The 25318-nt window shown below is 64.4% G+C and carries 20 protein-coding genes; 16 read left to right on the top strand and 4 right to left on the bottom strand.

Going from position 1 to position 25318, the window contains the following annotated elements; all coding sequences use genetic code 11:
* Positions 1-56 precede the first annotated feature (56 nt).
* Both betA and N3C64_RS02145 read left to right on the top strand, forming a co-directional pair.
* The gene (betA, locus tag N3C64_RS02150) at positions 57-1712 is read left to right on the top strand and encodes a choline dehydrogenase (RefSeq protein ID WP_260011355.1); all 1656 of its coding nucleotides are present in this window, start codon (positions 57-59) and stop codon (positions 1710-1712) included.
* 82 nt (positions 1713-1794) lie between these two features.
* Positions 1795-2034, top strand: a complete 240-nt coding sequence (locus N3C64_RS02145) for an HP1242/YdcH family protein (protein WP_260011353.1) — start codon at positions 1795-1797, stop codon at positions 2032-2034.
* Positions 2035-2080: 46 nt separating this feature from the next.
* Here N3C64_RS02145 and N3C64_RS02140 read toward each other — a convergent pair whose 3' ends face one another.
* Both N3C64_RS02140 and N3C64_RS02135 read right to left on the bottom strand, forming a co-directional pair.
* Positions 2081-3475, bottom strand: a complete 1395-nt coding sequence (locus N3C64_RS02140) for a helix-turn-helix domain-containing protein (protein WP_218629349.1) — start codon at positions 3473-3475, stop codon at positions 2081-2083.
* Between the two features lie 48 nt (positions 3476-3523).
* On the bottom strand, positions 3524-4720 hold the full coding sequence (locus N3C64_RS02135; protein ID WP_260011348.1) for a multidrug effflux MFS transporter: 1197 nt from the start codon (positions 4718-4720) through the stop codon (positions 3524-3526).
* A gap of 459 nt (positions 4721-5179) precedes the next feature.
* On the opposite strand from N3C64_RS02135, the gene N3C64_RS02130 reads away from it, so the two are divergent.
* The 9 genes from N3C64_RS02130 (at position 5180) to N3C64_RS02090 (ending at position 18185) form a co-directional block, all read left to right on the top strand.
* On the top strand, positions 5180-10123 hold the full coding sequence (locus N3C64_RS02130) for a beta strand repeat-containing protein (protein ID WP_260011345.1): 4944 nt from the start codon (positions 5180-5182) through the stop codon (positions 10121-10123).
* Positions 10124-10610: 487 nt separating this feature from the next.
* Positions 10611-12143, top strand: a complete 1533-nt coding sequence (locus tag N3C64_RS02125) for an acyl-CoA carboxylase subunit beta (RefSeq protein WP_218629346.1) — start codon at positions 10611-10613, stop codon at positions 12141-12143.
* Positions 12144-12153: 10 nt separating this feature from the next.
* Positions 12154-12594 (top strand): DUF6497 family protein, encoded by a 441-nt coding sequence (locus N3C64_RS02120; RefSeq protein WP_375546088.1) that lies wholly within the window; start codon positions 12154-12156, stop codon positions 12592-12594.
* Between the two features lie 226 nt (positions 12595-12820).
* Complete coding sequence (locus N3C64_RS02115) at positions 12821-12946, top strand: hypothetical protein (RefSeq protein WP_260011333.1); 126 nt, start codon at positions 12821-12823, stop codon at positions 12944-12946.
* Positions 12947-13105: 159 nt separating this feature from the next.
* Positions 13106-13456 carry a hypothetical protein gene (locus N3C64_RS02110; RefSeq protein WP_260011328.1) on the top strand — a complete coding sequence of 117 codons (351 nt, stop codon included), beginning with the start codon at positions 13106-13108 and terminating at the stop codon, positions 13454-13456.
* Between the two features lie 75 nt (positions 13457-13531).
* Positions 13532-13921, top strand: coding sequence for a hypothetical protein (locus tag N3C64_RS02105; protein ID WP_218629343.1), 390 nt, complete (start codon positions 13532-13534; stop codon positions 13919-13921).
* A 325-nt stretch (positions 13922-14246) separates the two neighbouring features.
* Positions 14247-14447 carry a YMGG-like glycine zipper-containing protein gene (locus tag N3C64_RS02100; RefSeq protein ID WP_218629342.1) on the top strand — a complete coding sequence of 67 codons (201 nt, stop codon included), beginning with the start codon at positions 14247-14249 and terminating at the stop codon, positions 14445-14447.
* Positions 14448-14617: 170 nt separating this feature from the next.
* Positions 14618-16621 (top strand): acetyl-CoA carboxylase biotin carboxylase subunit, encoded by a 2004-nt coding sequence (locus N3C64_RS02095; protein ID WP_218629341.1) that lies wholly within the window; start codon positions 14618-14620, stop codon positions 16619-16621.
* 1 nt (position 16622) lies between these two features.
* Positions 16623-18185 (top strand): DUF8728 domain-containing protein, encoded by a 1563-nt coding sequence (locus N3C64_RS02090; RefSeq protein ID WP_260011325.1) that lies wholly within the window; start codon positions 16623-16625, stop codon positions 18183-18185.
* A 7-nt stretch (positions 18186-18192) separates the two neighbouring features.
* On the opposite strand, the gene N3C64_RS02085 is transcribed toward N3C64_RS02090, so the two are convergent.
* A complete protein-coding gene (locus N3C64_RS02085; RefSeq protein WP_260011323.1) occupies positions 18193-18660 on the bottom strand; it encodes a DUF4174 domain-containing protein in 468 nt (155 codons plus the stop codon).
* A gap of 203 nt (positions 18661-18863) precedes the next feature.
* Between N3C64_RS02085 and scpA the strand changes: the two genes are divergently transcribed.
* The 5 genes from scpA to N3C64_RS02060 all read left to right on the top strand — a co-directional run bounded on the left by scpA (position 18864) and on the right by N3C64_RS02060 (position 23748).
* Positions 18864-20993 carry a methylmalonyl-CoA mutase gene (scpA, locus tag N3C64_RS02080; RefSeq protein ID WP_218629338.1) on the top strand — a complete coding sequence of 710 codons (2130 nt, stop codon included), beginning with the start codon at positions 18864-18866 and terminating at the stop codon, positions 20991-20993.
* 133 nt (positions 20994-21126) lie between these two features.
* Entirely contained in the window at positions 21127-21615 is a 489-nt protein-coding gene (locus N3C64_RS02075; RefSeq protein WP_260011319.1) for a GNAT family N-acetyltransferase, read from the top strand.
* 17 nt (positions 21616-21632) lie between these two features.
* Positions 21633-22331: a tellurite resistance TerB family protein gene (locus N3C64_RS02070; RefSeq protein ID WP_260011318.1), complete on the top strand. Its 699-nt coding sequence runs from the start codon at positions 21633-21635 to the stop codon at positions 22329-22331.
* Positions 22331-23344: an endonuclease/exonuclease/phosphatase family protein gene (locus N3C64_RS02065; RefSeq protein ID WP_260011317.1), complete on the top strand. Its 1014-nt coding sequence runs from the start codon at positions 22331-22333 to the stop codon at positions 23342-23344. The genes N3C64_RS02070 and N3C64_RS02065 overlap by 1 nt, the downstream gene beginning before the upstream one ends.
* A gap of 17 nt (positions 23345-23361) precedes the next feature.
* On the top strand, positions 23362-23748 hold the full coding sequence (locus N3C64_RS02060) for an AAA+ family ATPase (protein ID WP_260011316.1): 387 nt from the start codon (positions 23362-23364) through the stop codon (positions 23746-23748).
* Here the strand turns inward: N3C64_RS02060 and N3C64_RS02055 are convergent.
* Entirely contained in the window at positions 23745-25298 is a 1554-nt protein-coding gene (locus N3C64_RS02055) for a Ppx/GppA family phosphatase (RefSeq protein ID WP_218629333.1), read from the bottom strand. The two genes, N3C64_RS02060 and N3C64_RS02055, sit on opposite strands and share 4 nt — an antisense overlap.
* Positions 25299-25318: the final 20 nt, after the last annotated feature.

The following is a 25318-nucleotide window of genomic DNA, read 5'->3' as shown; positions in this document are numbered from 1 at the left end:
AATGGCGAAACCAGCGGCAACCCCGAGGTATTTCGGCCAAGAAGAAAGCAGGAACGATGGAAGCGGATTACGTTGTCATTGGAGCGGGCTCGGGCGGATCGGCGCTGGCCTATCGGTTGGCCGAAGCCGGGCGCAAGGTTCTGATCATCGAGCATGGCGGGTCGGATGCCGGGCCGTTCATCCAGATGCCCGCGGCTTTGTCCTATCCGATGAACATGGGGATCTACGACTGGGGCTTCATGTCCGAGCCCGAACCGGGGCTTGGCGGGCGGCGGCTGGTGACGCCGCGCGGCAAGGTGATCGGCGGGTCGTCCTCGATCAACGGGATGGTCTATGTGCGCGGACATGCCTGCGATTTCGACCACTGGGCCGAGCAGGGCGCGCAGGGCTGGGGCTATGCCGATGTACTGCCCTATTTCAAGCGGATGGAGACCTGGCACGGCGGCCATGACGGCGGGGATGCCGAATGGCGTGGTGCCTCGGGGCCGATGCATATCACCCGCGGGCCGCGTCGCAATCCGCTGTTCGGGGCCTTTATCGCGGCGGGCCAGCAGGCGGGCTATCCGGTGACGCCGGATTACAACGGCGGTCAGCAGGAGGGCTTTGGGCCGATGGAGGCGACGATCTGGAAGGGTCGGCGTTGGTCCACCGCGAATGCCTATCTGCGGCCCGCGATGAAGCGCGGGAATGTCAGTATTATCCGAGGCTTGGCGCGCAAGGTTCAGATCGAAAACGGGCGCGCGACCGGGGTCGAGATTGAGCGTGGCGGCAAGGTCGAGGTGATCCGGGCGCGGGCCGAGGTGATCCTCGCGGCCAGCTCGATCAACACGCCGAAGATCCTGATGCTATCGGGGATCGGCCCTGCGGCGCATCTTGCGGCGCAGGGGGTCGAGGTGATCGCGGATCGTCCCGGAGTGGGCGCGAACCTGCAGGACCATCTTGAGGTTTACATGCAGTTCGCCGCGCAAGAGCCTGTCACGCTTTATAAATATTGGAACCTGTGGGGCAAGGCACTGATCGGGGCGCAGTGGTTGTTCACCAAGCAGGGCCTGGGTGCGTCGAACCAGTTCGAGGCCTGCGGCTTCATTCGTTCGGACGCGGGCATCGAGTATCCCGATATTCAGTATCACTTCCTGCCGATCGCGGTGCGCTACGATGGCAAGACGGCGGCCGAGGGGCATGGATTCCAGGTGCATACCGGTCCGATGCGCTCGAAATCGCGCGGGGCGGTGACCCTGCGCAGCGCCGATCCGCGCGAGGCGCCGGTGATCTCGTTCAACTACATGAGCCACCCGGACGACTGGGCGGAGTTCCGCAAGGTAATCCGGTTAACGCGCGAGATCTTTGCGCAGCCCGCGATGGCGGGCCATGTGAAGCATGAGATCCAGCCCGGCGCGGCGGTGCAGAGCGACGATGAGATCGACGCCTTCATCCGCGAGCACGCGGAAAGCGCCTATCATCCCTGTGGTACCGCACGAATGGGTCGGGCCGACGATCCGACGGCCGTGGTGGACCCGGAAGGCCGGGTGATCGGGGTCGAAGGGCTGCGGGTCGCCGACAGCTCGATCTTCCCGCGCATCACCAATGGCAACCTCAACGCGCCCTCGATCATGACGGGCGAGAAGGTGGCCGACCACATCCTTGGGCGCCGCCTGCCATCGGAAAATGTCGAACCCTGGATCAATCCGAACTGGCGCGTCGCGCAGCGCTGAGGCCGAGTTTGACAAGGGTCAAAGTCGGCGCGCGCGCGGGGCGCTAGGGTCGATTCGAAACACAGGAAAAGGGAGATAACCCATGTCGAACACCCCGCATACGCTGCAGGAAGAATTCCCCTTTGACATGGAGAAACTGCACGAACTCAAGGTTTCGAATGCGCATTTCGCACGTCTGTTGAACGAGTATGACGAGATCAACGACCAGGTGCACAATGCGGAAACGAATGTGACCCCGATGGATGGCCTGGCCGAGGTGGAGCTTCGCAAGAAGCGCACCGCGATCAAGGATGAGATCGCTCGGATGCTCGCTGCGGTGTAATCCGTGACAGGAATGACGAAGAAGCCCCGGGAAACCGGGGCTTTTTTCATGAGATGTCGTAGGGTAGCAGGCCGCGCCGGTCGGGGTTGACCGACAGGCGGCGTTCGAGCGGCGGGACCGAGCGCTGGTGGCAATCCTTGCGCTCGCAGATCCGGCAGGAGATGCCGATGGGCTGATAGGCGCGCGGGTTCGACAGTTCCATGTCATCGGCATAGACGAGGCCGCGGGCATGGCTGACCTCGCAGCCCAGGCAGATCGCGTAGCGGCGCACCGGGGCGGTGAAGGAGCCGCCGGGTTTCGAGACGTCGTGCGCCAGGCACAGGTAACGCACCCCGTCGGGGGTTTCGGCCAGTTGGCGCAGAAAGCGCGTGGGCGTCTCGAACGCCTGATGGACGTTCCACAGCGGGCAGGCGCCACCGAAGCGGGCGAATTGCAGCCGCGTGGCCGAGTGGCGCTTGGTGATCGTGCCGGCCTGATCGACGCGCACGAAGAAGAACGGGATGCCCTTGGCGCCGGGGCGCTGGAGGGTCGAAAGGCGATGCGCCACCTGTTCGATCGAGGCGCCGAACATATCTCCGAGGCGTTCAAGGTCGTGCCGGGTTTCCTGCGCCGCCTCAAGGAAGACGCGGTAGGGCATCAGCGCGGCCCCGGCGAAGTAGTTTGCAAGACCGATCTTTGCGATGGCGCGCGAGGTCTCTGACTGGAAGCGCGCGAGATCGAGGGTCGCTTCGAGCAGCTCATTTTGCGTGATCAGCGCGACCTGATGCAGAAGCTGGAAAGCCTGCGTCGGGCGCCCAGCATGGGCGGAAAGGGTGATGGTCTTGCCCTCGCGGGTCCGGAGCGCCGAAGTGTCCGCGAATTGCACATCGATCCCGCGCGCGTTCAGCGCCTCGGTTGCGCGAATAAACGGCTCCAAGCGCTTGCCATCAGGGCAGGAAAATCGCTCGGCCGCGCGATCGACGACGTCGATGTAGTTGTCGCAATAGTGGAAGAAGTCGCGCACCTCTTCCCACGGGCTGACGATCGCCTGGCCGGCCTCGCGGCCGAGGGCCTCATCGAGCGAGGCGAGGCGTTCATGCGCCTGCCGATAGGCGCGGTGCAGTTCAAGAAACGTCCGTGCAAGCGCCGGCGCGTTCGACGCGGCCAGCCGCAGATCGGCCAGCGGCGGGGCGCCATCGGCAAAGACCGGATCGGCCAGCGCCTCGCGCATGTCCGACACCAGTCGCTCGGCATCGCCTGCGGAAAGTTCGGTCACGTCGAGGCCGAACTCCCCCGCCAATCCCAGGACGACTGCCGCCGAAACCGGGCGATGGTTGTTCTCCATCTGGTTGAGGTAAGGCAGCGAAACGCCAAGCCGGTCGGCAAAGGCCTTTTGTGTCAGGCCAAGGCGGGCGCGGGTCTCGCGCAGTTTCACACCGGCATAGAGTTTCTGAGTCGCCATGGCACCCTCCTTTTGCAAAGAAATTGGTAGCTTTGCAAAGCGGGCGCGTCAAATCCCCAGTCGCTTGCGGCGATGAAAGACCCAAAGAATCGCGCCGACCGAGGCCGCCGAGGAGGCGAGCATGATCAGAACCAGCGGAATGGCGCCCGAGCCGGGGCCGAGCATGGCGCCCGACAGCGCGGCCAGCGCGGCCCCTCCGCCGATGCTGAGCGTCGCGCCGAGGCCCGAGGCGGTTCCGGCAAGCTCGGGGCGCACCGACATCATGCCCGCGTTCGACGAGGGCAGGGCGATGCCATTGCCCATGCCGGTCACGCCGACCATCGAGAAGAAGATGAACGGAGAAGAGTAGCCCATCATTTCCGCACCGAGCGCCACGATCAGCGCGGCGGTGGCCAGCAGTGTGCCGTAAAGCACCATGTGATCCATCCCCGTGCGCATGGCGAAACGGCCCGACAGGTAATTGCCGATCGCGTAGCCGACTGCGGGCAGGGCGAAGAAATAGCCCACCTGCGCCGAGGTCAGGTGAAACACCTGATCGCCCACGAAGGGCGCGCCGCCCAGATAGGCGAAGAACAGGCCCGAGGCGAAGGCGGTGGCCAGGCAGTAGCCCCAGAACCGCTGCGAGCGCAGCAGGATCGGATAGGCGCGCAACTGGTCTTTGAACGGTACGCCGCCCTTGGCGGTGGTTTCGCCCATATCCGCCCAGACCAGCGCCGTGATCGCCACGCCGAAAGCCAGGAGCAGGGCGAAGTTCGCGCGCCAGCCGAAGGCTTCGTCCAGAAAGCCGCCGATCACCGGGCCGATCATCGGCACTAGCGACATGCCCATGGTGACATAGCCGATGACCGAAGCGGCCTCGGGGCCCGGCACCATGTCGCGCACCGTCGCGCGCGACAGCACGAAGGCGGTGGCCACTACCGCCTGCACCATGCGCGCCGCGATGAAGGTCTCGAAACTGGTTGCAAGAAGGGTCGCGACCGTTGCCAGCAGGAAGATCGAGAACACCGTCAGCAGCACACGCCGCCGCCCGTAGCGATCCGAGATCGGGCCGATCACCAGCTGCAGCCCCGCCGACACGGCAAGATAGCCCGAGACCGCGAGCTGCATCTGCCCGTATGGCACGCCAAAGAACCGTGCCATGCCCGGCAGCGAGGGCAGGAAGATGTTCAGGCTGAGCGCCCCGAGCCCGGAGACGAGCACGAGCGTGACGATGCTGGGGTGGGTGCGCCGGTCGAGGAAAGCCATACCCAACCGCTAGGCGCAGCGCGGTTCCTTGTCCATCAGGTAAAATGTGTGGAGCACAAGTTTGTGCCGCTCAGCCGGGCACGCCCCACGACGATCTGCGCGAAGCCCGTGACGGTGCACAACGTCACGGGCTCACCCGGCCAGAGCGCGTTGAAGGCGACAAGGATGGTCCGTGAGATGACCTCCTGAGTCGTCAGGGGCTACGCCCGCTGATCCTGCCGGTCGTTGCGCGCGTTTCTGGCGTTTGCAGGGCAGGTTCTCCCCCGTGTTTGATCCCACCGTCATCCCTGCACAGCGGCTGCGGGGATATTCGCTGGCCAACTGGGGCTTGGTGTGGTCTGTTCGACGGGCTTTGCGGTGCAGATCTGGCTCAGATCACAGGAAACAACCGGGACAGCATATTTTGCCGAGGCTTTGGGAGAAAGCTCCGGCAACTTTTTTTCAGGTGGGAGAACCAGAATGATTACCGATTTGCTCGGGCGCCGTTGGGCTGCGCGTATTTTCCGTGGCGGGCGTCTGACCAAGGTCAAGGGGGTTGTGGCCAGCTATGCACCCTGTCTCGGCTTTGCTGTTGTCGCGACGTTGGCGATGGCGCCGGATGTGCGGGCGCAGGATCTGAACTGGAGCGGCGCCGGAGATACAGCCTGGGACAGCACCACGAACTGGGCCGAGGCCACGGCGCCGGTCGGCGCCAGTGACGTCGTGCTGGACAGCGCCTCGGCAAACCAGCCCGTCATCACCGGAACGACCGATAGCGGCAGCCTGACCGTGAATACAGTTACCGTGGAGCAGGGGCAGCTGACCTTGCAGGCGGATGGCACCTCGCCGACGCTGACCGTGACGAATGGCACCACCATTAACGGCGGCGAGGTCGCGGTGAGGGACGCCTCGGTTCTCGACAGCGCGGTCACTGTCGGGGCGGGCGGCGCGCTGACGGTTGAGGGCAGCGTGACGGGGCTGGTCAGCACCTCGGGCACCGTCACCAACAGCGGAACTCTGGCAGGGGGCGTCACCATCACCGGCGGCACCGTCAGCAGCAGCGGCACGGTCAGCGGAACGGTTGCCATATCGAACAGCGCAACGTTCCGGGGAACCGCCGATACCAGTATCGGGGCGCTCCAGGTGAATGGCGACGCGACCCTGTCAGCCGCAGCGGGTACAACGCTGACGCAAACCGGCTCCTTCTATGCGTCCGGCGCCGACACGCTGACTTTCGGTTCAATAACCGACACCGGGACGGTCAAACTCAGAATGGATGGTGGTAGTCTCACGTCGGGGCTGAAATTCGTCGTAGCCGCGGGCACATTGCAGGGCACGAGCACTAATTTCCCCCTTGTCCTGTCCTTAATCAACGGTACGACCATCAACAGCGGGGCCACGCTGGACATCACGGGCTACAACACCCCCGTCAAAGCGCTGTCCGGGAGCGGAACGGTCACCAACAGCGGCGCCGCAGATCAAACGCTGACGCTTATCGGAACATCAACATTCTCCGGCGTGATCGAAGATGGCGCGACAAACGCGATTTCGGTCGCGCGCAACGGCACCGGGACCACGACGCTGGGTGGCGTCAACACCTATACCGGTGCGACCACCGTCAACGGCGGCACGCTTGCGATCAATGCGACGGGCAGCATCCAGAACACCTCGGGGATCACGGTCGCCAGCGGCGCGACGCTCAGTGTAGACGGTGCGGGCGGCGATGCGATCAACGACAGTGCAACCATCGACAACAGCGGGACATTCGCCCTGACCGGCAGCGATGAGACCGTGGGCTCGATCTTTGGCAGCGGGAATATCGCGCTCAACTCGAACACGCTGACGACCGGGGATGCGACCGATGCCGAGGTTTCGGGCGTGGTCTCAGGCTCGGGCGATCTGGTTAAACAGGGCAGCGGCGCCCTGACCCTGAGCGGGGCCAGCACCGCCACCGGCGCCCTCGTTGCCAATGCGGGCACCACCGTCGTGTCGGGCAGCTGGGCCGGGGATGTCGAAAACAACGCCACCTTCGATCTGACCGGCACCTCGACAGTGGGCGGTACCTTTACCAACACGACCACCGGCGCGATCACCAATTCGACCGGCGGGGCTGCGCTTCTGACCGGGCTGACCGACTTCATCAGCGCCGGGGCGATCGGCAGTGTGCCCGGCTCGATCGCCGTCAGCACGCAAAACATGACCTATCGCGACGGCCACAATGAAATCGGCACGGTGAGTTTTGATGTATCGGACACGATCACCGAGGAACGCACCGCCGGGCCGAGCTGGGCCGGCACGGGATACACCGAGAATTTTGCCACCGCCGCCGATGGTGTCTTTACCACCGCAGGCGATTTCACCACCACCGGGTCGCTGACCCATGGCAGCACCGCTGCGCTGACTGTCAGTGCGGGTGACACGCTGACGGCCGGGGCTATCACCCTGAACGGCGCCACTACGGTTGCTGCGGGGGCGAACCTGACCGGCACCTCGTTCAGCAATGCGAGCACGCTGGATGTTGCGGGCGGCGGGGCGCTGGTGGCCACGACGGGCGATTTCGACAACCTCGGCTCTGGCGTGGTGAATTTCAACGACGCGGACGCCAAGACCTTCGATGTGCAGACCGGTGTGGTCGCCAACAGCGGCACGCTGAGTTTCAACGCGGGCACGACCACGGTCAATTCCGCAGGCGGCGCCATCCAGAACACCGTCACGGGCGACATCAATATCGCCGCTGCCGCGACGCTGGATGCGGGCGGTGACACGATCACCAACGCGGGCAGCATCGACATGCTGGGGGCCGGATCGGTCCTGACGGTGGACACGCTGACCAACACCACCGGCGGCGTGGTCAATGCGCGGGGCACGCTGAATGCGGATGTGGTCAATCAGGGCAGCGGCGATTTCAACGCCACCGGTTCCCTGACCGGGGTCGGCGCCTTCACCAATACCGGCACCGCGACCTTCGATGTCAGCGGAACCGCCTCGGTGGCCAGCCTGACCAACACCACTACCTCGGGCTCCGGTACCAGCATCGCCAACTTCGGCACGCTCTATGTCAACGGCGCCGTCGAAAACGGCGTGGCCGAGGGCACCGCAGCTTCGGTCATCACCAACGACTGGAACCTGATCGGCGGTGGAGCCGTTACGAACCATGCCGGGGCGACGCTGAATTCCAACGCCTTAACCAGCGCCCTGTTTGCCACCGCGCTGACCAATAACGGCACGATGAACCTGCAGGGCCGCGTCGATGTGGGCAGCATCACCAACAGCGGTGCGGGGGCCGTGCTCAATATCGTTGGTAACACCTATGGTGGCAGCTCCCCCACGGGCAGCACCCCCTCCACCACCCCGACCGGCAGTTTGCTGAACGAAGGCGGTGCCACGCTGAACATCTCGGGTGGCGAACTCGAAGTGGCAGGCTTCACCAACAGTTCGGCGGGCAGCGGCACGACACTGGCCACTGCGGGCGTGCAGGTCGAGGCCAGCGGCATTCTGGATGCCAGCACCATCGAAAACACCGGGAGCGGTACGATCAACAACGCAGGCACGATGCGCGCCACGAGCGTAACCAATGCTGCGGACGCGACCCTTGTCAGCACCGGCACGATCAGCGGCAATACCCAAAACAGCGGGACGCTGAACGCTGCGGGCACGCTGGCCGGATCGCTGAGCAACACCGGCGCGGGCACCGTCACCACCAGCGGCGATCTGGCCGGGATCACCACGCTGGATCAGACCAGCACCGGCCTGATTACGGTGTCCGATGGCGACACACTTGAGGCGCAGACGATCACCGTTGCGGCCGGGTCGGGGGGCATCGCGGTTGGCGCGGGCTCAACCCTGTCGGGGACCGGCAACACGCTCAACAACAACGCGCTGATCGCGGTCGCTGCGGGGGGCACACTGAGCGATATCGGTGCGATCAACAACCTGTCCGGCGGGGTGTTCGATTTCGCGGGCGGAGGCTATCTGTCTGCCGATACCGACGCCACGGGCGACGAGGATATCACCAACGCGGGCAGCATCACCCTGGGCGCGGGCACGCTGGAGGTCGCCCTGGGCGGCGCCGGGGCCTTCATCAACAACTACCTTCTGCAGCTTGCCTCGGGCAGCGCGGTGACGGTGGACGGGCGTTATGCCAACAACGGTACGACCGACATGCAGAACGGCACTGCGGGCGAAACCGTAACGGTGAACGGCGAATACTCCGGTGGCGGTGTGTTGGCCATTGATGTGGACTTCACCGCAGACACCTCTGACCGGCTGCTGGTGAACGGGGATGTGACGGGCGACCAGACGAGCGTCGCGGTGGCCGATGTCTCGACCGGCGGGGCCAGTGGCAACCCGGTGGTGATCGCCTCGGTCAGCGGCACCGCCGCAGCCGACGCCTTTACCCTGTCCACGCCGCTGTCCTTCGGCGCATTGGTCTATGAAATCAGCCAGAGCGGTGCGGATTTCGTTCTGGCCGGAACCGGCGGCTTCGTGGCCGAAGTGACCGGGCTTGAAGCCTTGCCCTATGCGATGCTGCAGCAAAGCAGGCTGCCGAGCCTGCGCGAACGCTCCGGGACGGATCAACTGGGGGTGCCTACCGAGCTGCAGTCTGCGTGGTTCCTGGTCGATGGCGGCACATCGGAGTTTGCACCGGCGTTTTCCGGTTCCGGCTTCCAGGCCGAGATGGATCAGGCCCGGATTCGCGGCGGCCTGAACTTCGACGCCCATACCTCCGATACCGGGCATCTGGTTCTGGGGGTCAATCTTGGCTACGGGTCCGCCCGTTCGACGATCTCCTCAGACGTCGCGACAGCTAGGATCGACACCGACGCGCGCTCGCTCGGGCTGACGGCGACATGGTTCGGCAATTCCGGCTTCTATGTCGACGGGCAGCTGCAATACACCGATTTCAGCAGCGACATGACATCGGCGGGCTTCGCCAGCGCGATCTCGGGCGAAGGTGTCTCCAGCGAGCTTGAAATCGGCCAGCGGTTCCGCATGGCCAATTCTCCCTGGTCTCTGACGCCGCGCGGGCGGCTGAAATACAGCACGGTTAGCTATGATCCGTTCACCAGCGGGGGCGGGCTGGCGACATCGCTGGACACGGCCGAAAGCCTGCAATTGGGCATGGGTCTGGTCGCCGAGCGGCAGACCGCATCGCGCGCGGGCGGGCAGGATCAAGGCCCGACGCTCTATGGATCGGCCGACATCTTCCGCGAACTCGCAGGCGACATCACCACGATAGTTGCGGGAACGCCGGTGGTGAGCGCGGCCGAGGATTGGAGCGGCGAGATCGGTCTGGGCCTGCAACACCGCTTCGACAACGGGCGCGGCACGATCAATGGCGAACTGACCTATGTGACGGGCTTTGACAATCCCGGCCGCAACAACGCGCTCTCCGTGGCGATCAGCGGTCGCATCGCCTTCTGACGAAACGGATCAGGGGCGGCCCGCACGCCGGCGCCGCCCCTGCCAGCCCCTCGCCGCAGATCACAATGCGCGTCGGACCCCAATCCAAGACTGCCTCCTTCGCCAAGCGCAACCGCCCGAGAACCCGATCTTCAACGCTTGGGCAAAGGCGGAGGCCTGCGCATTGGTCGGCCCGGTGCTCTGTCGCGCGCCCGATCAGGCGGACGGGTTGGAAGATCGCAAGTGACTGATATTGCGATATTTCGTATATCAAGGGCTCTAATGTCCCCTGAACTGGGTCGCCGAAATCGCCATGTGGGGTTAGAATTGCTACCCGGGTCATTTGCCAGAAGGTCTTGGGCCGCGGCGCGCGCAACAAGCGGATGAAGGTTTCGCGACTTTGCAATTCGCAATCATCGTCCTGCCAAGAATTTGCAAATTTTCGCAAATCTGCTTTGTAATGTAGTTATGTGCGTATAGGGTGCCTGAAATCTTCGGAGGGGACCCCATGAAAGACATCCTGAACCAGCTTGAAGAGCGTCGTGCCGCAGCGCGTCTTGGCGGCGGGCAGCGCCGCATCGACGCCCAGCACGCAAAGGGCAAACTGACCGCGCGTGAGCGCATCGAGCTGCTGCTCGACGAAGGCACCTTCGAAGAATTCGACATGTTCAAGGCGCACCGCTGCACCGATTTCGGTATGCAGGACGAGAAGCCCGCAGGCGACGGCGTTGTCACCGGCTGGGGCACGGTGAATGGCCGCATGGTCTATGTCTTCTCGCAGGATTTCACCGTGTTCGGCGGCTCGTTGTCCGAAACGCACGCCGAAAAGATCTGCAAGATCATGGATATGGCCATGCAGAACGGCGCGCCGGTCATCGGCATGAACGACTCGGGCGGTGCCCGTATCCAGGAAGGTGTCGCCTCGCTCGCCGGTTACGCCGAGGTGTTCCAGCGCAACATCATGGCCTCGGGCGTGGTGCCGCAGATCTCGCTGATCATGGGCCCCTGCGCGGGCGGCGCGGTTTACTCGCCGGCGATGACCGACTTCATCTTCATGGTGAAGGACTCGTCTTACATGTTCGTGACCGGTCCCGACGTCGTGAAGACCGTGACCAACGAGATCGTCACCGCCGAGGAACTGGGCGGGGCCTCGACTCACACCAAGAAATCCTCGGTTGCCGATGGCGCCTATGAAAACGACGTCGAGGCGATCGCCGAGACCCGTCGTCTGATCGACTTCCTGCCGCTGTCGAATCGCGAGAAGGCGCCGGTGCGTCCGTTCTTCGACGAGGTGAACCGCGTCGAGGACTCGCTCGACACGCTGATCCCGTCGAACCCGAACATGCCCTACGACATGAAGGAACTCATCGTGAAGATCGCCGACGAGGGCGACTTCTTCGAGATCCAGAAAGACTACGCGGGCAACATCATCACCGGCTTCATCCGCATGGAAGGCCAGACCGTTGGCGTCGTGGCGAACCAGCCGATGGTGCTGGCGGGCTGTCTGGACATCGACTCGAGCCGCAAGGCCGCGCGCTTCGTTCGTTTCTGCGATGCGTTTGAAATTCCGATCCTGACGCTGGTGGACGTGCCCGGCTTCCTGCCCGGCACCGGCCAGGAATACGGCGGGGTCATCAAACACGGCGCGAAACTGCTGTTCGCCTATGGCGAAGCGACCGTTCCGAAGGTCACTGTGATCACCCGTAAGGCCTATGGCGGCGCTTATGACGTTATGGCCTCCAAGCACCTGCGCGGCGATTTCAACTACGCCTGGCCGACCGCCGAGATCGCGGTGATGGGCGCCAAGGGCGCAGTCGAGATCCTTTACCGCAGCGAACTGGGCGATGCCGAGAAGATCGCGGCGCGCACCAAGGACTATGAAGACCGTTTCGCCAACCCGTTCGTGGCGGCCGAGAAGGGCTTTATCGACGAGGTGATCCAGCCGCATTCGACCCGTCGCCGGGTGGCGCGCGCATTCGCTTCGCTGCGCTCGAAGAAACTCTCCAACCCCTGGAAAAAGCACGACAACATTCCGCTCTGAGGGGCGCGGAATGGGGCGCGCGGCCGGGCGAACGCAGAGATTGGCAAGTGGCCTTATGGCGGCCTTGCTGCTGTCAGCGTTTGCTCGGCCCGCCTCAGCCCAGGATGGGGCAGGGGTTTCGGTGCCGGTTCCCTCCGGGCAGGAGGTGCACTGGATCGACACGATATCGGACACGCCGGGGCCCGAGGGGCTGACGATGCGCTTCCGGTTTCTTGCGCCGCAGATCGGGGGCGACGATCCGATGGACCCGGACGTAGCCGCAGCCGACATGCAGGCGCTGTGTGAAGACTTCGCGTTGCCGAGGCTCTCGGCCATCGGGCCCAGGCCAGCGCAGGTGGTAATCAGCCTTTCCGACCGGGTCGTGCCTTTCGGCGAGACCGACGAGGAGGCAGTGCAATTTTTCGAGGCCTATTCCGTTGTGGACGGGGGCTGTGAGTGGGAGCTGTTCTGATGCAACTGCGTGGACATGAAATGTCGGGCCGGGTGGCGGGTTTCCGCCACTGCGTGGCTGCCCTGCATTCCGTGCAACGCGGTTCGCTATGCAATTGCAGCAGAAGTGATAAATTGTCGCGGGGCCGTGAGGTTCCCGGAGTGGTGCTTCCGCTCTGCACGTCATCAACAGGGCTTGGGGAAAACACGCGAATCGCACCCTCCGCCAGCCCGCTCAGGAGTTTCAAATGTCGAAGAAAGCAATCCTCGCCCTCGCTCTGGTCGCCTTCGCGGCCGCTTGCGCGCCGAAGACCGAGCCGGCACCGGTCGAGCCCGTTTCGGTCGAGCCGGCTTTCACTGGCAAGTACAAGTAAGACGGTTTCGGGGCAGGGCGTTGCCCTGTCCCCTCTCTCCCCGGTCCGGGCCGGATCGTCGCCAGACTGTTTCCGGCCTCAGGCGGCATCCTTCATTGCCGTGACGTCACGTTGGCGCTACCATCGAGCTGTAATCAATAGGCTCGGGGAGGTTCCAACATGCAATACTCATTCATTCGTGTCACCGTTTTGGCGTGCGCGGCAGCCGGTGCATTGGCTGCCTGCGCGCCGCCGCCGCCCGAGCCGATTCAGCCCGAGCCTGTCTTCTACGACAAATACGGCAACCCGACCGGCGGTGAGTGTCGCCCGACCGGTGAGCGTGTCAATTCGGCCTATCCGGCATCCGTCCCCGATTGCCCGCCGCCGCCCTGTGCGCCCGGCCAGACCTCTGTCGCGTCCACCGCATACAGCCCGGTCACGTGCGTTCCGAACAACGACGATGACCGCGACCCGGGCACTCCGGGGCGTGAACCCGGCGGTCAACCCGGCACGGCCGCTCCTCGCAACTGACCTTGCTGCCGTCCGCACGTTGCGGGCGGGCGCCGAACTGCGCTATCGGGTGTCCTTCGTACAGGAGGGCACCCAATGCTGAAACACCGTGGATTTCCGGGGCGTCTGCCCGGGACAGACTTCCAATTCCTGATCCGCCGCGCGAACAAGAACGGCGCGACCAAGATCATTCGCCGCGAGCGTTATAGGGACCGCGCGGCTGCTGACCGCCGTGCCGACGCGGGCTTTATGGCCGCGCTATGGGCGCAATTCGGCGAGGAGACCTTTGAACGGGGCAATCTCGATGCCGGTCGGCTGAGCTGGCTGTTCGGCCGCGAGGTCGTGCCCGCCACCGACCCCTTCGATCCGTGCTCTTACGAGGCGCTGCTGCGCATCGACGTCAAAAAAGCCCAGGCCGCTTTCCCGGAAGTGTTTGAAGACCCCGAGGCGTTCACGTGGGACGACGAGGAGGACGATTGGGAATGATCTCGCGCGTCTCGCTTACCTATGGGCAACTTGTCGCCGATCGCGCCGCGATCGCGCGATTTGGCTTTGCCAATGTGGCTGGCGCGGCGCAGCATGGGGTAGTGCGCACCGGTGTAACCCTGCATCCGGTCTGGCGCATCTTCCCTATCCCTTCCCTTTGTCTGCGGTCTGGCCCGCTGGTCAGACCGCTTCTTTCTCCCGAAGATCAGCGGTGTGCCGCCGATTTGGCCGGCGCCGGGCGCGCCGAATGCGGTATTCGCTTTTCTTCGCGCACGGCTGCGCTAGAATCGCGGGCAAAGAAACCTGTGAATGGAGGCAGTTCAACATGCGTAAATACTCGGTTCTCGTCGCGGTTCTCGCCGTGTCCGTCCTCTCGGGCTGCTATGCAACCGAAGGGCAGCGCGCCCTTGGCGGTGCGGCCGCCGGTGCGCTCATCGCGGATGCGACCGACACCAACGTCGTCGCCGGTGCGGCGATCGGTGCCTTGGCTGGCACCTATTGCGACGACATGGGCGTGTGCCAGTAACACGTTGAACATCGGCGACGCGACCGGGCAGCGCCCGGTTGTCCGGCGCCATGCGTATCTGAATGCCATCGGGGATTCCGTCCCCGGTGGCATTTTTGTTTCCGTCAATCGAACCAGCAATCACGAAGAGCGGGGCGGCCATCATCCGTGCCCGAGGGGAAGGGACTGACATGTTCAAGAAAATCCTGATCGCAAACCGCGGCGAGATCGCCTGCCGGGTAATCAAATCGGCTCAGAAGATGGGGATCAAAACGGTCGCCGTCTACTCTGACGCCGATGCGAATGCGCTCCACGTCAAGATGGCCGACGAGGCTGTCCACATCGGCCCGCCGCCGGCAAACCAGTCCTACATCGTGATCGACAAGATCATGGATGCGATCCGCCAGACCGGCGCCGAGGCGGTGCACCCGGGCTACGGCTTCCTGTCGGAAAACATGAAGTTCGCAGAAGCCCTTGAAAAAGAAGGCGTTGTCTTCGTTGGCCCGCCGTCGCCCGCGATTGAGGCGATGGGCGACAAGATCACCTCGAAGAAGATCGCGCAGGAAGCCGGCGTTTCGACCGTTCCGGGTTACATGGGCCTGATCGCCGATGCCGACGAGGCGGTGAAGATCTCGAACCAGATCGGCTACCCGGTCATGATCAAGGCCTCCGCTGGCGGCGGCGGCAAGGGCATGCGGATCGCCTGGAACGAGCAGGAAGCCCGCGAAGGCTTCGAGAGCTCGAAGAACGAGGCCGCGAACTCGTTCGGCGACGACCGTATCTTCATCGAGAAGTTCGTGACGCAGCCGCGCCACATCGAGATCCAGGTGCTGGCCGACAAGCACGGCAATTGCGTCTATCTGCACGAGCGTGAATGCTCGATCCAGCGCCGTAACCAGAAGGTCATCGAAGAGGCTCCGTCGCCGTTCCTCGATGAAGCCACCCGCAAAGCCATGGGTGAGCAGGCCTGCGCGCTGGCCAAGGCCGTGGGTTACTCCTCGGCCGGTACGGTGGAATTCATCGTCGACGGCAGCAAGAACTTCTACTTCCTCGAGATGAACACCCGTCTGCAGGTGGAACACCCGGTCACCGAATTGATCACCGGGGTTGACCTGGTCGAGCAGATGATCCGTGTCGCCGGTGGCGAGCCGCTGCCCTTCAAGCAGGAAGACCTCAAGATCAACGGTTGGGCGATTGAATCGCGCCTTTATGCCGAAGATCCCTACCGCAACTTCCTGCCCTCGATCGGGCGCCTGATCAAGTATCGCCCGCCGGTCGAAGGTCCGACCTCGCGCGGCGGGATCGTGCGCAACGATACGGGCGTCTTCGAAGGCGGCGAGATCTCGATGTATTACGACCCGATGATCGCCAAGCTCTGCACCTGGGCGCCGACCCGCGCCGAGGCCATCGAAGAGATGCGCCTTGCGCTGGATACCTTCGAGGTTGAAGGCATCGGTCACAACCTGCCCTTCGTCGGCGCGGTGATGGACCATGACCGCTTCATCAAGGGCGACATCACGACGGCCTTCATCGCCGAGGAATACCCCGATGGCTTCCAGGGCGTGCAACTGAACGAAGAGGTTCTGCGTGACGTGGCCGCGGCCGCCGCTGCGATGAACCGCGTCTCGGAGATCCGCCAGTCGCGCATCTCGGGCACCCTTGGCAACCACGAGCGTCACGTCGGCAACGAATGGGTCGTGAGCCTGCAGGGCAAGGAATACGCGCTGCATATCGACGCCGACCGCGATGGTTCGACCGTGACCTTCAAGGATGGCGGCAAGAAGCGCGTGTCCTCGGACTGGACGCCGGGCAAGTCGCTGGCGGTTCTGGACGTGGCGGGCGAGCCGCTGGTGCTCAAGGTAGGCCTGCTTCCGATGGGCTTCCGCATCCGCGTGCGCGGTGCCGACCTCAAGGTGCATGTGCGCACCCCGCGTCAGCACGAGCTTGCGGTGCTGATGCCCGAGAAGCTGCCGCCGGATACCTCGAAGTTCCTGCTCTGCCCGATGCCCGGCCTTGTCGTGAAGATCTCGGTCGAAGAGGGCCAGGAAGTTCAGGAAGGTCAGGCGCTGGCTACCGTCGAGGCAATGAAGATGGAAAACATCCTGCGCGCCGAGCGCAGGGGGGTCGTCAAGAAGATCAACGCAGCCGCGGGCGCCTCGCTCAAGGTTGACGACGTGATCATGGAGTTCGAATGAGATGACGCTTTCGCCGGCCCGCGAAAACGCTCTCGGCTGCGCCGCGCTCTCTGCCTTTGTTTCATTGGCAGCGTTCGCGGGGTTGCAGCTGTGGGCCGCGGTGCTGGCGGGTGTCTTCGAATATCCGCTGGATGACGTCTACATCCACATGGCCATGGCCGAGGGCATTGCCTCGGGCACCTATGGTGTCAATCCGGGCGAGGCCTCTTCGGCGGCCTCGTCCATCCTGTATCCGCTGCTGCTGGTACCCTTTGCGGGAACCGAGATGCAGCGCTGGATGCCGCTGTTGTGGAATATTGTCGGTGTTGCCGCCGTCGGTGTGCTCTGGGGGCTGGTGGTTGCGCGCGCAAACCTGTCGCGGGTGGTCACCGTTGTGCTTGCGATCGTCGGGCCGCTGGCGCTGAACGTTCCGGGTGTCGGTTTCGCCGGGATGGAGCACAGCCTGCATGCGGCCTTCGCGCTGGCCTGCCTTTTGGGCCTGTGGATCTTCGTACAGGAAGACCGGATCTCGGCGCTGCTCGTGATCGGGGTGATCGGCGCGCCGCTCATGCGGCTGGAGGGGCTTGCCCTGTCCGGCGCGGCCTGCGGCGTGCTGTTGCTGCGCGGTCGGATCGCTGCGGCGTTTGGGCTGGGGCTGGCGGCCATCCTGCCCGTGCTGGCCTTCATGGGCTTCCTTGTGTCTTTGGGGCTGGAGCCGCTGCCCGGTTCCATCATCGCCAAGACGCAACTGTCTACCGGCAATGGGCCGGAACTGCCGGGCTTCGTGCGCGCTATCATTGAGAACATCCAAAAGAAGCCGGGGCAGATCCTTCTGGCTCTGAGCTTCTTCTCGGTGCTGATCGCGCTGGCCGTTCAGAACCTGCGCCGCGAGCGGCTGTATCTGGTGTTCTGGGCCATCGGTCTGGCGGGGATCGCGCATTTCCTCGGCGGTCGCATTGGCTGGATGAACCGCTACGAGCATTACATCTTGCTGGTTCTGATTGGCGGCCTTGTGCTGGCGCTATCGCATATGGGGCGGGTGTGGAGGGGCGTCACCGCTGCCGCTCTTGTGCTTTCGCTCGGCGTTCTGGGCGATACCTACGCGAGCTCGCTGGCGGATCGTTCGGTCTGGGGACCGCGCGCGATCCATTTGCAGCAGGCCCAGATGGCCCGTTTCGCCAAGGACTATGCGCAGGCGCCCGTCGGGGTGAACGATCTGGGCTGGGTCACCTGGCAAAACGATCAGTATGTGTTTGATTTATATGGGCTCGGATCGCCCTCGGCACTGGCCGAGCGGATGCGCCCGGGCGGGCCGCAGCCCGGCTGGGGCGGGCCGCTGGTGGCGCAGCACGGCGTCCGCCTTGTGATGATCTACGATAGCTGGTTCGCGGATGCGGTTGCGCCGACGTGGCAACGCCTTGGGGAACTGACGATGGACAACCCGCGCGGAACGGTCGCGGATTGGCGCGTCGGGTTTTACGCGACCGCGCCCGAATACGCGCCGGAGCTGCGTGAAAAGCTGCGCGCCTTCGCGCAGACGCTGCCTGCGGATGCGCAGTTCACCATGGCGGAGGTGGGGCAATGATCGCCGCTTACCGCGTAGCCCCGTTGCGGATTTCCTCGCGCCGGATCGGCATCTTGTCGATGGCGCGCATGATCTCGCGCCCATCCCAGGGCAGGGGCTTGCGGATCGAGACCTGCCCGTCCTTGGTCATCAGCACCAGCGAGAAGCCGCGCGGGCGCAGCTTGCGGCGGATATCCGAGGCTGGATCGAGCGTGGTGTCGGTGATCACCACAACGTCGCGCGCGGCCAGTTCCGGCCAGCGCGCCTCGATCAGCCGCAACTGCTCGGCGAAGGCCGGATCGTTGGGGCTGTCGGCGAACACCACCACGGGGCGCTTTTGCCAGACATATGCGGCCAGATCGGCCGTCGCCCCGTCGACGGGGGCGAAGACCTCGACCGCAGCGGTCGCGGGGGCCTCCTGCGCGTTCAGCGGCGCGGCCAGCGTGGCCGAGAGCGCGAAAACCAACGCGAATCCAAGGGTTATGGGTGCAGACATCGCGGCCCTCCTTGGTTGGAATATAGGCGGCGGCGGGGGCATGTTCCATGGCCCGCGGACCGCCGGGGCAGGATTTTCGCTCATGACGGGCGAATGACGACGGGAGTTTGCCCGGCGGGGGCTAGATCCGCCGGGTGGGGATGAAAGGCACGCAACAGCGCCGGGGCAGCCCGGAGGCGGCGACACAGAAGAGGGATTGTTCCATGACGAACAAGAAAGAGGACTGGGCCAAACTTGCCCAGAAGGAACTGCGCGACACGCCGCTCGACAGCCTGACCTGGAATACGCTGGAAGGCATCGCCGTCAAGCCGCTCTATACCGAGGACGACCTTGAGGGCCTCGACCATCTGGGCAGCCTGCCGGGGATCGAGCCCTTCACCCGTGGCCCGCGCGCAACGATGTATGCTGGTCGCCCCTGGACGATCCGCCAGTATGCCGGTTTCTCGACCGCTGAGGAATCGAACGCCTTCTACCGCAAGGCGCTGGCCGCCGGTCAGCAGGGTGTCTCGGTCGCCTTCGACCTTGCGACGCACCGCGGCTATGACTCGGATCACCCGCGCGTGGTCGGCGATGTCGGCAAGGCCGGCGTGGCCATCGACAGCGTCGAGGACATGAAGATCCTGTTCGACGGTATCCCGCTCGACAAGGTCTCGGTCTCGATGACGATGAACGGCGCGGTGATCCCGGTTCTGGCGAACTTCATCGTCACCGGCGAAGAGCAGGGGCATGACCGCTCGGTGCTTTCGGGCACCATTCAGAACGACATTCTGAAAGAGTTCATGGTCCGCAACACCTATATCTATCCGCCCGAGCCCTCGATGCGGATCATCGCGGATATCATTGAATACACCTCGAACGAGATGCCGAAGTTCAACTCGATCTCGATCTCGGGCTACCACATGCAGGAAGCCGGGGCGAACCTGGTGCAGGAGCTGGCCTACACCTTGGCGGACGGGCGCGAGTATGTGCGTACCGCCATCGCGGCCGGCATGGACGTCGACAAGTTCGCGGGCCGTCTGTCGTTCTTCTTCGCCATCGGCATGAACTTCTTCATGGAAGTGGCCAAGCTGCGCGCCGCGCGCCTGCTGTGGACGCGGATCATGAAGGAATTCAACCCGCAGAAGTCGGGCAGCCTGATGCTGCGCACGCACTGCCAGACCTCGGGCGTGTCGCTGCAAGAGCAGGACCCTTACAACAACGTCGTGCGCACGGCCTATGAGGCGATGGCGGCTGCCCTTGGTGGCACGCAGTCGCTGCACACCAACGCGCTCGATGAGGCGATCGCGCTGCCGACCGATTTCTCGGCCCGGATTGCGCGCAACACGCAGCTGATCTTGCAAGAAGAAACCGGCATCACCAATGTCGTCGATCCGCTCGCGGGCTCCTATTACATCGAAAGCCTCACCGCGAAGCTGGCCGAAGAGGCCTGGAAGCTGATTGAGGAAGTCGAGGAAATGGGCGGCATGACCAAGGCTGTTGCCTCGGGGATGCCGAAGCTGCGCATCGAGGAGTCGGCGGCGCGTCGTCAGGCGATGATCGACCGCGGCGAGGAAGTCATCGTTGGCGTGAACAAGTATCGTCTGGCCAAGGAAGACCCGATCGACATTCTCGACATCGACAACGTGAAGGTGCGCGAGGCCCAGATCGCGCGTCTGACCAAGATGCGTGCCGAGCGGGACGAGGCCAAGTGCCAGGCGGCGCTGACTGAGCTGACACGCCGTGCGAAAGAGGGCGGCAACCTGCTTGAGGGGGCCGTCGAAGCGGCGCGTGCGCGCGCCTCGGTCGGGGAGATTTCGATGGCCATGGAAGAAGTGTTCGGGCGCCACCGCGCCGAGGTCAAAACGCTGGCCGGTGTTTACGGCGCGGCCTATGAGGGCGACGAGGGCTTTGCCCAGATCCAGCGCGACGTCGAGGCCTTTGCCGAGGCCGAGGGCCGTCGTCCGCGGATGCTGGTCGTCAAGATGGGCCAGGACGGGCATGACCGTGGCGCCAAGGTGATCGCGACCGCCTTTGCCGATATCGGCTTTGACGTCGATGTGGGCCCGCTGTTCCAGACCCCGGAAGAGGCCGCGCAGGACGCCATCGACAATGACGTGCATATCGTCGGCATCTCGAGCCAGGCGGCGGGTCACAAGACCCTCGCGCCCAAGCTGATCGAGGCGCTGAAGGACAAGGGCGCCGACGACATCATCGTGATCTGTGGCGGCGTGATCCCGCAGCAGGATTACGACTACCTCAAGAAAGCGGGCGTCAAGGCGATCTTCGGGCCGGGCACCAACATTCCGGCTGCGGCGCGCGAGATCCTCGATATCGTTCGCGCGACCAAGAACTGAGGGGGGTGGGGGCTCTGCCCCGCCGAGGCTTAGCCTCGGCCCCCCGGGATATTTGGACCACATTGAAGGGCAGGGGAGACCTTGCCCTTTTCATTTTGCAGGGGCAATGTCGCGCGGAAATCAGGAGCCGCCGATGATCATTCGCCCTGCAATGCCCGCCGATTACGACGCGATCCTTGCGTTCTGGAACCCGGTAATCCGTGACACCGCAGTGACCTTTTCCAGCGAGGAGAAGACGCCTGACAGTCTGGGCGCGATGATCGCTTTGCGCCGCGATGCCGGGCAGGAGTTTCTGCTGGCCGAGGAGGCGGGGCTGGTTCTGGGCTTTGCGACCTATGGTCAGTTTCGCGGCGGGAACGGTTATCGGCACGCGATGGAGCACACGATCGTCCTGGCGCCCGAGGCGCGTGGGCGCGGTGCCGGGCGAGCCTTGATGAACGCTGTGGAGGCCCATGCGCGGGCCGGCGGCGTGCATATCATGATGGCTGGGATCTCGGCCGAGAACGCCGCCGGTGTCGCCTTTCATGCGGCGGTCGGATATGTCGAGATCGGTCGGGTGCGCGAGGCGGGGCGGAAGTTTGACCGCTGGCTGGACCTTGTTCTGATGCAAAAGATCCTGTGACGCGCTAAGGTTAGGCTATGGATAAGCCGGTTTCCCTTTGGTCCCGTATCGGGCAGGCACTTGCCGCGTTGGCGCGGGGCGAGGGGCTGACGGCTGTCTTCGATCATCTGCGCGCGCCGCCAGAACGCTCGGTTGCCTTCACCATCGCCGTGATTGCGCTTGGGGCCAAGATGGCCAAGGCGGACGGCCAGGTGACACGCGACGAGGTGGCGGCCTTCCGCCGGGTGTTCCAGATTCCGCCGGGCGAAGAGGAGAACGCAGCGCGGGTCTTTAACCTCGCGCGCACCGATGTGGCCGGGTTCGACGCTTATGCGCGCAAGATCGCGGCGATGTTCGGCCAGGGGAGCGAGGTTCTGAAAGACCTGCTCGAAGGGCTTTTCGTGATCGCGCTGGCGGATGGCGATTACCACGAGGCCGAGGATGCTTTCCTGGAGGAGGTCGCGCGGATCTTTGGCCTGGAGGACTGCTGTTTCCGGGCGATCCGGGCGAGCTTTGTTCCCGATGCCTTGCCCGACCCCTGGACGGTGCTTGAACTGCCGAGAGGAACGCCCTTGCCCGATGTGCGCGCACGCTGGCGCGAGCTGGTGCGCGAGGCCCATCCCGATCGCGCCATCGCCCGTGGCCTGCCCCCCGAGGCGGTGCGTCTGGCCGAGGCGCGGATCATCGCCCTCAACCACGCCTGGGAGGAATTGCGGCAGGGCGCGGAGGCAAGCTGATGCGGATTGCCACCTATAATGTCGAGTGGTTCAACGAGCTTTTCGACCGGCGGGGGCGGATACTGGACGATGACGAGTGGTCTTCGCGTTATCAGGTGACGCGGGCGCAGCAGCTTGGCGCACTTGGCATCGTCTTTACGGCGGTCGATCCCGATGTGATCCTTGTGGTCGAGGCACCCGATGAGAACACGCGCCGCAAGACCGCAGCGATGCTGGAAAGCTTCGCCGAGTATTTCGGGCTGCGTCAGCGTCGGGCGTTGATCGGCTATGCCAATGATACGCAACAGGAAATCGCGCTGATATATGACCCGGACGTGCTGCGCGCCCGGCACGATCCGCGCGGTGGCGAGGGGCAGAGCCCGCGCTTTGACCAGAGCCTGCGCATTGATCTCGATATCGACGCGACGCTGGACACGGTGACCTTCTCGAAGCCACCACTGGAGGTCGAGCTGGAGACCCGTGAGGGGCGCCTGCTGCGGTTGATCGGCGTGCATATCAAGTCGAAGGCGCCGCGCGGGGCGAACTCACCCGACGCCGAGAACCGCGTCGCGATCGAGAACCGCCGCAAGCAACTCGCTCAATGCATCTGGCTGCGCCAACGCGTGGATGAACACTTGGATGCCGGCGACAGCCTGATCGTGCTGGGCGATTTCAACGACGGTCCGGGTCTGGACGAGTATGAGCGGCTGTTCGGGCGCTCGGGGCTGGAGATCGTGCTGGGCCACAGCGGGCCGCCGCGGCGGCAGATGCACGACCCGCATGCGCGGCTCCACCGCGGTCATGCGACGATGGCAGCGCCCGCATCCGCGCGGTTCTACGATCCGGAAAACAAACAGTATTTCTCGGCGATGCTGGACTATATCATGGTCTCGCCCGACCTGTGCGCGGCGCAGCCAAAATGGCGTATCTGGCATCCGTTCGACGACCCCACCTGCTATCGCACGCCCGAGTTGCGCGAGGCCTTGCTACAGGCGTCGGACCACTTTCCGGTCAGTATGGAAATTTCGCTTTGAGCCCTTATATTGGGGCCATGAAACAGCTTTTTGCCCCACTTCTTGTTGTCGCCATGCTCGCTTCTCCCGCCGCCGCGCAGGAGGGGGGTGAGAGTGCCGAGGCGGGCGATCTTGATGAGGGGCTCAGCCTTCTCGAAGAGGGCGCGAGGCTGATTTTCCGCGGCATCATGGAAGAGGTCGGCCCCTCGCTGGGCGAGATGCAGCAGGGCTTTGACGAGGCTAGCAAGAAGCTTGGACCGGCGCTGTCGCAGCTTATGGCGCTGGTTGATGACGTGAAGAATTACGAAGCGCCCGAGCGGCTTCCGAATGGTGACGTGATCATCCGTCGCAAGCCCGGCGCGCCGCCGCCGCCGCCGATGATGGAGCCCGAGGCCGATCCGGCCCCCAACGAGATCGAGCTTTAGGGCAGGCGGACGCTTGGCTCCGCCTTGAGCGCGGCTGCGAGCGCGGTCAGGCGTGCCGCGGCCACCTCACCGTAAAGCCCTGCCCCGCGCTTGGTCAGGCGCAATTCCAGCAGGTTTTTCTTGGGCTTGTAGTTCAGTTCCCCCGCGTCCTGCGGATCGTGGATCGAGAACATCGCGCCAAACCGCATCGCCTTGCCAAGGACTTCGGCCTCCTGGATCTGCTCGGGCGTGAGTAGGGTGAAGAGCGGCTCAAACCGCGATCCGGTGCGCGAGTTCTTGTAGCGGTGCAGCAGGGCAAGGCCGACGAAGACACGCTCGGGGTGGCTGAGAGCCGCCATATTCGCGCGGGTGACATTGTCGAAACAGGCCTCGGCGCGGTAGTCGGGGTGGGTGCGCCAGGTGGTGTCATGCAGCAGGCAGGCCGCGCGCATAAGACGGTATTTCTCGGGCGGAACCTGCCCCCAGATCGGCTGGATGAAGGCATGCAGGCGTTTGCCGAAGCCGGGCAGGCGGGCCATCGTGCGCTCAGCATGACGGCAGGCCTCGATCAGCGGGTCGCGGCGGCGCAGACGCTCGGGCATCTGTTCGTAAAGCAGCCCCTCGCGGATCCCGTAAGAGGAAATGTCGATCTCTTTCGGGCCGAAGGTGGCGATCAGCTCGCGCAGCACCATCGCGGCCAGCGGCACCAGTTCCATGCGCGCGGATGAGGTGCCGGTGCGCGAGCGCAACTCGTTCAGGTCGTTCTTCTCGATCCAGTCGAGGGTTTTCAGCGTGCCCTCCGGGTCCATCCGGTATTCATGCAGCACCAGAAGCGGATAGCCGCGCCGCTCCATGTCGAGCCGCGCGATCGCCCGCCAAGAGCCGCCGACAAGGTAGATGCGTTCGTGTTCGGTGCCCATTTCGCGCGCAAGACCCGCGATTACGTCCTTGATATGGGCGGCGAGTTCCTTCTTGCCGCCCGGAACCTGCTGCAGCCGGAACGGGCCAAGCGGCGATGTGACGCGGCGCCAGACCCGTCCGTTGCGGATCTCTGCCAGTTCCATCGAGTTGCCGCCGATGTCGCAGATCAGACCCTGCGCCTCGGGCCAGCCAAGCAGCACCCCCTGCGCGGACAGGCGCGCCTCTTCGGTGCCGTCGATCACATGCAGCTTGAGGCCGGTGGCGCGCTCGACCATGCGCTGGAATTCCGGGCCGTCCTGCGCCTCGCGCACGGCGGCGGTGGCCACGCAGGTGAGGGGGCCGATGCCCATGCCGTCGGCCAGCAGCGCAAAGCGTTGCAGCGCGGCGAAGGCACGCTCGCGGCCCTGGGGGTTCAGCATACCGGTTTCGGCCAGCCCCTGGCCCAGACCCGCCATGACCTTTTCATTGTAGAAATAGGCCGGGCTGCGCGCCGCGCCGTCGAAAACCACCATCCGGACCGAGTTCGAGCCGACATCCACCACGCCCACGCGGCTGAGCGCCCGGGCAGAGGGATCATCGAAGAGGGGTTTGCCAAAGGGATCCCAATCGTCGGAAAGCTTCGGGCTGTGCCCCTCGGTCTTCGGGTTCATACTGTCCTGCCGTCGATAAT

The organism is Sedimentimonas flavescens, assembly GCF_025154035.1.
GTDB classification, from domain to species: domain Bacteria; phylum Pseudomonadota; class Alphaproteobacteria; order Rhodobacterales; family Rhodobacteraceae; genus Rhodobacter; species Rhodobacter flavescens.
Note: the sequence above shows the minus strand (reverse complement) of the source record. Positions and strands in the feature narration are given on the sequence as shown.